Below are 9119 nucleotides of genomic sequence, written 5' to 3'. Positions count from 1 at the left end.
CCCCCCCCCCCCCCCCCCCCCCCCCCCCCCCCCCCCCCCGCTCCTACAGGTACTGCGCTGGCTTAGAGTTCCCACCGCACCTGTGGGAGCGGCTTTAGCCGCGAACACTGGCGGAGCCGGTGCCATGCTTCCGTTTTAGCGATGCAGGACGTACTGGCCGCTAAAGGTGACCGCCGGCTCGTCACTCCCGGCATTGCTTACCGTGGTCTCAAGCGTCAACCGCGCCCGCCCGCGCCGCTGGTACATGTTCAGGAACCTTTCCCAGGCCTTTTCGTCCGGCGCCGCACAGCGTGCCAGCGCCGCACCGGTAACCGGCAGCGGGTAACTGATCTGCCCTTCCTGAATGACGATATGCCCGTCATCGATCCCCAACTCACGCAGGCGCAGGTGCAGCCAGCCCCAGCCCACCAGCACCGCCCCGCAGTACAGGCTGCCGCCAAACATGGTGCTCTTGTGGTTGACGTTGGCCGCCAGGGGCAATTGCAGGCGCAGGGTGTGCTGCTGCCAATCGATCACTTCCAGGCCCATCTCACGGGTGAGGGGGATGTCGCTGTGCAGTACGGACTGCAGGTACTGGCTATCGGTGCTCATCAACGGTTGTCCTCTTGATCGTCATGCCCGCCGCTGCCACCGTCAAAGCTCAAGCCGTGCTTGCGCAGCTTGTCGTGCAGGGTCTTGCGGGGGATGCCCAGCGCCTCGGCCAGGCTGCGCATGGAACTGTGTGGCTGGGCCAGTTCGGCAGCAATCAACGAGCGTTCGAACTGCTCGACCTGTTCACTCAGGTTGCCGCTCAGCATCGGCACCGCAGCGGCGGGGGCTGGCGGCGCCTGGCCGTCCAGGGCCAGTTCCAGGCCCAGTGCGAAACGCTCGGCAGCGTTCTGTAGCTCGCGCACGTTACCTGGCCAGTCGTGGCGTAGCAGTACCGCCCGCTGGGCCGGCTGCAGCGCGTGCGGTGGCAGGCCATGGCGCTGGCTGGCGGCGTCGGCAAAGTGCTGGAACAACACCAGGATGTCATCGCCGCGCTCGCGCAGCGGTGGTATACGCAGCGGCGCCACGTTCAGGCGGTAATACAGGTCGGCGCGGAAGCGCCCCTGGTCGGCAGACTGGCGCAGGTCTTCCTTGGTTGCGGCAATGATGCGGATGTCGAGCGGGATCAATTGGTTGCCGCCCAGGCGTTCAACCACCCGTTCCTGCAGCATGCGCAGCAGCTTCACCTGTACGTCCAGGCTCATGCTCTCGATTTCGTCGAGGAACAGCGTGCCACCGTTGGCGAACTCGAACTTGCCGATGCGGCGCTTCTGCGCCCCGGTGAACGCGCCGGGCTCATGGCCGAATAGCTCGCTTTCGACCACCGACTCGGCCAGCGCCCCGGCGTTGATCGCCACGAACGGCCCCTCGCGGCGGCTGGACAGGTCGTGCAGGGCACGGGCCACCACCTCTTTGCCGGCGCCGGTTTCACCCAGAATCAGCACATCGGCGCGGGTACCGGCCAGGGCGCCAATCTGCTCGCGCAAGCGCTGCATGGACGGCGACTGGCCGACCAGGCGCGTGGCCAGCTGCTGGCGGTCGCTCAGGGCCAGGCGCAGGCTGCGGTTGTCCAGCACCAGGCGGCGCAGGGCCAGGGCGCGGCGCACGCTGTCGAGCAGGGCGTCGGTGGCAAAGGGCTTTTCCAGAAAGTCATAAGCCCCGGCGCGCATCGCTTGCACGGCCAGCGGGACATCGCCGTGGCCGGTGATCAGCAGCACCGGCAGCTCGCTGTCGCGGCCGTGCAGTTGCTCCAGCAGTTGCAGGCCATCGATGCCGGGCATGCGGATATCGCTGACCACCACGCCGGGCCAGTCGGCCTCGATACGTTCGGCCAGGCCTTGGGCATCGGCCAGCGCGACCACTTTCAGCCCGGCCAGGTCCAGGGTCTGGCTGAGGGCCTGGCGCAGGTGCGGGTCGTCATCGACCAGGATGACCTGGGCTTGGCTGTTGATCTGTGTCTCGGTGGTCATGCCGAGGGGTCCTCCGAATTGGGCAAAGTAGCGCCAGGCGCGGCCACACGCAGCTGCAGGGTCAGCAGGGCGCCCCCTTCCGGGTGGTTGGCCAGCAGCAGTTCACCGCCCAGGGCACGCATCAGGCTTTCGCAGATGGCCAGGCCCAGGCCCAGGCCCTGGGTGCGGGTCTTGGTGGTGAAGAACGGCTCCTTGGCGTGCTCCAGGGCCTGGCGGCTGAAGCCGGGGCCGTTGTCGCGGATGTACAGGTAGACGCAGTCATCGCGCCGCTCGGCACTTAGCCATAGCCGGCGCGGGTTGGCTTTCTCGGTGAGGGCGTCGAGGGCATTGGCCAGCAGGTTGCCCAGCACCTGGCGCAGGCGGGTTTCGCCGGCTTGCACCCACAAGGTGGCTTCCGGCATGTCACGGATCAGCTCAACGGCCATTGCCCGGCGCCGCTTGGCCAGCAGCGCCAGGGCATCGTCCAGGGCAGGCTGCAGGGCCACGCTTTCCGGGGCATGGCGGTCGCGGCGGGCGAAGGCGCGCAGGTGGGCGATGATCGAGGCCATGCGCCCGGTCAGCTCGCCAATCAGCTTGAGGTTGCCACGGGCGTCTTCGGTGCGTTGGTGGTCTAGCAGGATCTCGGCGTTTTCCGCGTAGCTGCGAATGGCTGCCAGCGGCTGGTTGAGTTCGTGGCTGATGCTGGCCGACATGGTGCCGAGTACCGACAGCTTGCCGGCCTGCACCAGTTCGTCCTGGGCGCGCACCGCCTCTTGCTGGGCGTTTTCACGCTCGAGTACGGCGCGCTTGAGGCGGGTATTGAGGCCTTCGAGGTCGGCGGTCCGTTCCGCCACGCGTTTTTCCAGCTCCTGGCGGCCGCGGGCCTCCAGGCCGATGCGGTCGATGTAATGGCGGCGCCGCTGCATCACCAGCCCGGCTAGCAGCATGACGACCAGCAAGGTACCCGCACCGATGGCCATCACCGTTTGCACCGAACGGTCGACCAGGATGCGCGGGGCGAGAATGCTGACTTGCCAGCCGGTTTCCTTGATGTCGCGGGTCTGGGTGATCCAGGCGTCCGGGTTGAGGACAAGCGGTTGCGGAGCCTGGGTCGGGTAAGGCTGGATGGCAATGATCGCCTGGCGCTCGGCCTCGCTCAGCACGCGGGTGGCACGGAAGCGCCAGTCGGGCCGTGAAGTAAGAATGACCACGCCATTGTGGTCGGTCAGCAACAGCTGCTCGGGGGTACGGCCCCACAGGGTTTCGGTGTGGTCGAGGTCGACCTTGACCACCAGCACGCCGACGATCCGCTCGCGGTCGCGTACAGCGGCGGCAAAGAAGTAGCCGCGCTTGGCCGAGGTGGTGCCTTGGCCGAAAAAGCGGCCCAGGTGGCCGGCCATGGCTTCGTTGAAGTAGGGGCGGAAGGCAAAATTGCGGCCGACGAAGCTGTCGTGCTTGTCCCAGTTGGAGGCCGCCAGCGTATTGCCGCTGACATCCATCAGGTACATCACCTCGGCACCGGTCTGTTGCACGATGCCCTTGAGCAGGCGGTTGGCGTTGGTCACCGCCTCCAGGCGGAACGGGTCGGCCAGCACGCCGCGCAATGCCGGCAGGTCGCCGAGGATCTGCGGCAAGGTTTCGTAGCGGTGCAGGGTGCCGAGCAGGTTGGCCACGTACAGGTCGAGGGTCTGGCGGTTCTGCGAGGCCAGCTCTTCCTGGTAATAGCGCTCGGCCAAATGATGCAGGGGCCAGAGTAGTGGGGCCAGGCACAGGGCCAACAGGGCCAGGCTGCGCCAGCGGGGGCGGCGTGGGGGCGTGGGTTTTGCAATCATCACGTAAATGCGCCAGAAAAGTCTGACGCAATTATGCGCTACTTGAGGCAGTCGATCAGCGCCTGCTGCCAGTGCGGCAGGCTGATTTGCCACTCATGGGCCAGGCGCGAGCAGTCTAGCCGCGAGTTGAGCGGCCTGCGTGCAGGCGTGGGGTACTCGCAGGAGGGGATAGGTAGCAGCTCGGCGCAGGGCTGGCCCCGGGCCTTCAAGTGTTCGCCGATGGCCTGGGCGAAGCCGAACCAGGAGGTCGCGCCCTGCGCTGTCAGGTGATACGTACCCCATGCCCCTGCCTCACCGGACTGCCAGCGCTCGATCAGCGTGCGGGTGCTGGTGGCGAGGGTTGTGGCCCAGGTCGGGGCACCTATCTGGTCGTCGACCACGCGCAACTGGGGCTTTTCCTGCAGCAGGCGCTGCATGGTCAGCAGAAAGTTGCGCCCGTATTGCGAGTAAACCCAGCTGGTACGCAGGATCAGGTGTTTCCCGGCAACGGCGGCAATTGCCCGCTCCCCGGCCAGCTTGCTTTGGCCGTAGATGCTCAAGGGGTTGGGCACATCGTTTTCGGTATAGGGCGTGGGCTTGTTGCCATCGAAGACATAGTCGGTAGAAAAGTGAATCAACGGCGCGTCGAGCCTTGCCGCTTCTTCGGCGAGCAAGCGAGGGCCATCGGCATTGATGGCAAAGGCCCGCTCCGGCTCTTGCTCTGCCTGGTCCACGGCCGTATAGGCGGCCGCGTTGATAATCAGTTTGGGGGCGAGCTGTCGCAGTGTTGTACGCAACCTTTCGGGTGCGGCCAGGTCCAGTTGCTGATGGCCCAGCACATGCAACTCGCCCAGGCCAGCCAAGTGCTTCTGCAAGGCCTGCGCGACCTGGCCGTTGTGGCCGCAGACGAGAATCTTCATGGCAGCGCTTGAGCCTCGCTGAACGGTACGCCGAGCTTGTCTTTTTCGGACAGCAGCGGTGGCGCATCCAGCTGCCAGTCGATCGCCAGTTCAGGGTCATCCCAGCGGATGCAGCGGTCTGCACTCGGGTTGTAGTAATCGGTGGTCTTGTACAGGAACTCGGCCGACTCGCTCATGACGGCAAAGCCATGAGCGAACCCGGGTGGAATCCATAACTGGCGGCGGTTGTCGGCCGACAGGTGTACCGCGACCCATTGGCCGAAGGTGGGCGAGCGCTTGCGCACATCCACGGCGATGTCACGGATCTCGCCCTGTACCACGCGCACCAGCTTGCCTTGGGTGTTTTCCACCTGGTAGTGCAGGCCACGCAGCACGCCTTTGACCGAACGTGAGTGGTTGTCCTGGACAAAATACGCGTCAACGCCGGTGTGCTGCTTGAAATCGCGGGCATTGAACGCCTCGAAGAAAAAGCCGCGGCTGTCGCCGAAAACCTTGGGTTCAATGATCAGTACGTCGGGGATCTTGGTCGGGATGATGTTCATGTCGTTTCGTTGGCCAGTTTGCCCAGGTACTGGCCGTAGCCGGTCTTTTTCAGTTTCTCGGCCTTGGCCAATAGCTGGTCGCGGGTGATCCAGCCCTTGTTGAAGGCAATCTCCTCCAGACACGCCACTTTAAGGCCCTGACGGCTTTCGATGGTTTGAACGTACTGCGAGGCATCCAGCAGGCTTTCATGGGTGCCGGTATCAAGCCAGGCGAAGCCGCGCCCGAAACGTTCCACGCGCAGGTCGCCGCGCTTGAGGTAGGCATTGGTCACGTCGGTGATTTCCAGCTCGCCACGGGCTGAGGGGCGGATGCCCTTGGCAATCTCGACCACATCGTTGTCGTAGAAGTATAGGCCGGTCACCGCGTAGCTGGACTTGGGCTGCAGGGGTTTTTCTTCGATTGAAAGGGCATGGCCCTGTTCGTCGAACTCGACTACACCGAAGCGTTCCGGGTCCTTGACCCAATACCCGAAGACCGTTGCTCCGCTGGAGTGGCTGACCGCCCGTTGCAATTGTTCGGTGAAGCTCTGGCCGTGGAAGATGTTGTCGCCGAGGATCAGGCACACCGAGTCGTTGCCTATAAACTGCTCGCCAATCAGGAATGCCTGGGCCAGCCCGTCTGGTGAAGGTTGCTCGGCGTAGCTGATGTGGATGCCGAACTGGCTGCCATCGCCGAACAGTTGGCGGTACTGGGGCAGGTCCTGCGGGGTGGAAATCAGCAGGATGTCACGGATATCGGCGAGCATCAGTACCGACAACGGGTAGTAGATCATCGGTTTGTCGTAGATCGGCAGCAACTGCTTGGACACACCGAGGGTAATAGGGTGCAGACGGGTGCCGGAGCCTCCGGCAAGGACGATACCCTTGGTCATGCAATAAGCTCCTTGAGGTTGTTGTTGCCCAGTCGTTCACCTTGATAACTGCCATCCTGGACGTGGCGGCACCATTCCAGGTTGGCCAGGTACCACTGCACCGTCTTGCGCAGGCCACTGGCAAAGGTTTCCTGCGGTACCCAGCCCAGTTCACGCTCGATCTTGCCGGCATCGATGGCATAGCGCAGATCGTGGCCAGGGCGGTCCTGCACGTAGGTAATCAGGTCGGCGTAGCGGGCCACGCCGGCCGGCCGTTGCGGTGCCAGCTCTTCAAGCAAGGCGCAGATCGCATGCACCACATCGAGGTTCTTCTGTTCGTTGTGGCCGCCGATATTGTAGGTCTCGCCGACCTGGCCTCGGGTGGCCACTTCCAGTAACGCCCGGGCGTGGTCCTCGACGAACAGCCAGTCACGCACCTGCTGGCCGTTGCCGTAAACCGGTAGCGGTTTGCCTGCCAAGGCATTGAGGATCACCAGCGGGATCAGCTTTTCAGGGAAGTGATAGGGGCCATAGTTGTTCGAGCAATTGGTGACCAGCACCGGCAGGCCATAGGTGCGATGCCAGGCGCGGACCAGATGGTCCGAAGCCGCCTTGCTGGCCGAATAGGGCGAGCTGGGCGCATAGGGCGTGGTCTCGCGGAACAGGTCGTCGGCGCCATGCAGGTCGCCATACACCTCGTCAGTGGAAATATGGTGAAAGCGAAACGCGGTACGCCTGGCGTCCGGGAGCTGGCTCCACCAGGCGCGTGTCGCCTCCAGCAGGGCATAGGTCCCGACGATATTGGTCTGGATAAAGGCCGCCGGGCCGTCGATCGATCGGTCCACATGCGATTCGGCCGCCAGGTGCATGATCGCATCGGGTTGAAAGCGTTCAAGCACTGCACTGACGGCGTCCGTATCGGCAATATCGGCCTGGACGAATTCATAGCGGCTGTTGCTGGCAACACTGTGCAGCGACTCGAGGTTGCCGGCGTAGGTCAGCTTGTCGAGGTTGAGCACCTCATGCCCGGTGTGGGCAATCAAGTGGCGTACCAAGGCTGAGCCAATGAAGCCAGCGCCGCCTGTGATGAGTATGCGCATTATCGGGACGCCTCTGAAAATTCCATGTGCAGGTCTCTGCAGCCTAGCCTGTCGTTACGGGCGATAGTAGGCAAAAATCATCGCAGTGCTGCTGAGCTAGGTTGATATTCGGATTGATATCGGCTTTGTGTCGCATTTTTCCACCGATTCAAAATTTTTAAGCTTGTTTATGCCGATATATATCGGTTATAAGTTGGCTGAAATAGGGGTATCGTACCCTCCAGAACTGTCATATCGGATTGTTATCCAATTGATCAACGCCCCTGGCAGACGCCGGCTCAGGGCCATCACAGAGGTCTCCCATGAAAACCCTCAATTCCACGCCCCGTGCCGATGGTTTCCACATGCCCGCCGAGTGGGCCCCGCAAACCCAGGTGTGGATGGTTTGGCCAGAACGTTCGGACAACTGGCGCCTGGGCGGCAAGCCGGCGCAGGCAGCCCATGTAACCCTGGCCAAGGCCATTGCCCGCTTTGAGCCGGTTACCGTTGCGGTTTCTGCTGGTCAGTACGAAAACGCCCGTCGCCAGCTCGACCAGCCGAACATTCGCGTGGTCGAAATCAGCAACGACGATGCCTGGGTGCGCGACACCGGGCCGACCTTTGTCATCAACGACCAGGGCGAAGTGCGCGGTGTGGACTGGGGCTTCAACGCCTGGGGCGGCTTCGATGGCGGCTTGTACGCGCCGTGGAACCGCGACGAGGAACTGGCGGCCAAGGTGCTGGAGATGGAGCGCTGCCAGCGCTACCACACCGAAGGTTTCGTGCTCGAAGGCGGCTCGATCCACGTGGACGGTGAAGGCACCGTGATCACCACCGAGGAGTGCCTGCTCAACCGTAACCGTAACCCCCACCTGAACCGCGAGCAGATCGAAGCGGTGCTGCGTGACCAGTTGGCGGTGGATACCGTGGTGTGGTTGCCGGACGGCCTGTACAACGACGAAACCGACGGCCACGTCGACAATTTCTGCTGTTACGTACGCCCGGGCGAAGTGTTACTGGCCTGGACCGATGATTCCAACGACCCCAACTATGCGCGCTGCCAAGCGGCCATGGAGGTGTTGCAGAACACCCGCGATGCCAAGGGCCGCGAGTTCATCGTGCACAAGATGCCGATCCCGGGCCCGCTGTTTGCCACCGCCGAGGAGTGCGACGGTGTCGATCAGGTGGCCGGCAGCCAGGAACGTGACCCGTCGGTGCGCCTGGCCGGCTCGTACGTGAACTTCCTGATCGTCAACGGCGGCATCATCGCGCCAAGCTTCGACGACCCGGCAGATGCCGAAGCCAGAGCGATCCTGGCGAAGATCTTCCCCGACCACGAGGTGGTGATGATCCCGGGCCGCGAACTGCTGTTGGGGGGTGGCAACATCCACTGCCTGACCCAGCAGCAACCGGCGCCGGTCAAGCGCTGATCGCGTACCGGATGAAAAAGGCCCGTCTTGTGACGGGCTTTTTTTTCGGGCGACGCCCTGTGCTCTGGCATGGCATACGTTTTGTATTGTTTTCAATTAGATAGCTCGGCCAGGCCGAACTCTCTGAGCTGTAACAATACTTACGTAGATTAGCCGCTCACGGGCCCGGGAGTACGTGTAGAAATGAACGCAGCAAGTGAGTCGGCTTTGCGCCCATCGGCAGTAGATCAACAATCGCTCAAGGTTGTGGCGAACTGGTTGAAACACCATGGAAGCATCAGGGTCAGGACGACCGACCCACGACGCCTGCTTGCCGGAAGATATCCGCAAGGGCTGATCAGCGAAGCAGAGATGCAGGCGCTGATGGCGGTATGGCATTGATTGATTGAGCCTGGGCCGGCCTCTTCGCGGCTAAAGCCGCTCCCACAGGGACACCACAAGATTTGAGACATGTGGTGACCCTGTAATCGATGGACTCGCCCCCGCCGAGGCATCACAGTGCCACGGTGG

9 protein-coding genes are annotated in these 9119 nt (G+C 63.2%); 2 read left to right on the top strand and 7 right to left on the bottom strand.

Annotation, left to right across the window (positions count from 1 at the left end):
• Positions 1-135 precede the first annotated feature (135 nt).
• Genes IAE39_RS28150 through rfbB form a run of 7 tightly spaced genes read right to left on the bottom strand, consistent with a single transcriptional unit; the run spans position 136 to position 7200 of the window.
• Positions 136-591 carry a thioesterase domain-containing protein gene (locus IAE39_RS28150; protein ID WP_201207746.1) on the bottom strand — a complete coding sequence of 152 codons (456 nt, stop codon included), beginning with the start codon at positions 589-591 and terminating at the stop codon, positions 136-138.
• Positions 591-1997: a sigma-54-dependent transcriptional regulator gene (locus tag IAE39_RS28145; protein ID WP_201207745.1), complete on the bottom strand. Its 1407-nt coding sequence runs from the start codon at positions 1995-1997 to the stop codon at positions 591-593. The genes IAE39_RS28150 and IAE39_RS28145 overlap by 1 nt, the downstream gene beginning before the upstream one ends.
• Positions 1994-3808, bottom strand: a complete 1815-nt coding sequence (locus IAE39_RS28140) for a sensor histidine kinase (RefSeq protein WP_201207744.1) — start codon at positions 3806-3808, stop codon at positions 1994-1996. Before IAE39_RS28140 ends, IAE39_RS28145 begins: the two co-directional genes overlap by 4 nt.
• Before the next feature lie 38 nt (positions 3809-3846).
• Positions 3847-4707, bottom strand: a complete 861-nt coding sequence (rfbD, locus tag IAE39_RS28135; RefSeq protein WP_201207743.1) for a dTDP-4-dehydrorhamnose reductase — start codon at positions 4705-4707, stop codon at positions 3847-3849.
• Positions 4704-5249: a dTDP-4-dehydrorhamnose 3,5-epimerase gene (rfbC, locus tag IAE39_RS28130; RefSeq protein ID WP_201207742.1), complete on the bottom strand. Its 546-nt coding sequence runs from the start codon at positions 5247-5249 to the stop codon at positions 4704-4706. The genes rfbD and rfbC overlap by 4 nt, the downstream gene beginning before the upstream one ends.
• A complete protein-coding gene (gene rfbA / locus IAE39_RS28125) occupies positions 5246-6121 on the bottom strand; it encodes a glucose-1-phosphate thymidylyltransferase RfbA (RefSeq protein ID WP_201207741.1) in 876 nt (291 codons plus the stop codon). The genes rfbC and rfbA overlap by 4 nt, the downstream gene beginning before the upstream one ends.
• The gene (gene rfbB, locus IAE39_RS28120; RefSeq protein WP_201207740.1) at positions 6118-7200 is read right to left on the bottom strand and encodes a dTDP-glucose 4,6-dehydratase; all 1083 of its coding nucleotides are present in this window, start codon (positions 7198-7200) and stop codon (positions 6118-6120) included. The genes rfbA and rfbB overlap by 4 nt, the downstream gene beginning before the upstream one ends.
• 302 nt (positions 7201-7502) lie before the next feature.
• On the opposite strand from rfbB, the gene aguA reads away from it, so the two are divergent.
• Together aguA and IAE39_RS28110 are read left to right on the top strand one after the other, a co-directional pair.
• Complete coding sequence (gene aguA / locus IAE39_RS28115; RefSeq protein WP_201207739.1) at positions 7503-8609, top strand: agmatine deiminase; 1107 nt, start codon at positions 7503-7505, stop codon at positions 8607-8609.
• A 183-nt stretch (positions 8610-8792) separates the two neighbouring features.
• Positions 8793-8990, top strand: coding sequence for a hypothetical protein (locus IAE39_RS28110; protein ID WP_201207738.1), 198 nt, complete (start codon positions 8793-8795; stop codon positions 8988-8990).
• Positions 8991-9119 lie beyond the last annotated feature (129 nt).

It is taken from the genome of Pseudomonas sp. S37 (genome assembly GCF_016658545.1).
Lineage (GTDB): Bacteria > Pseudomonadota > Gammaproteobacteria > Pseudomonadales > Pseudomonadaceae > Aquipseudomonas.
The sequence above is the reverse complement of the archived record's forward strand: the minus strand, read 5'-3'. Positions and strand labels throughout refer to the sequence as shown.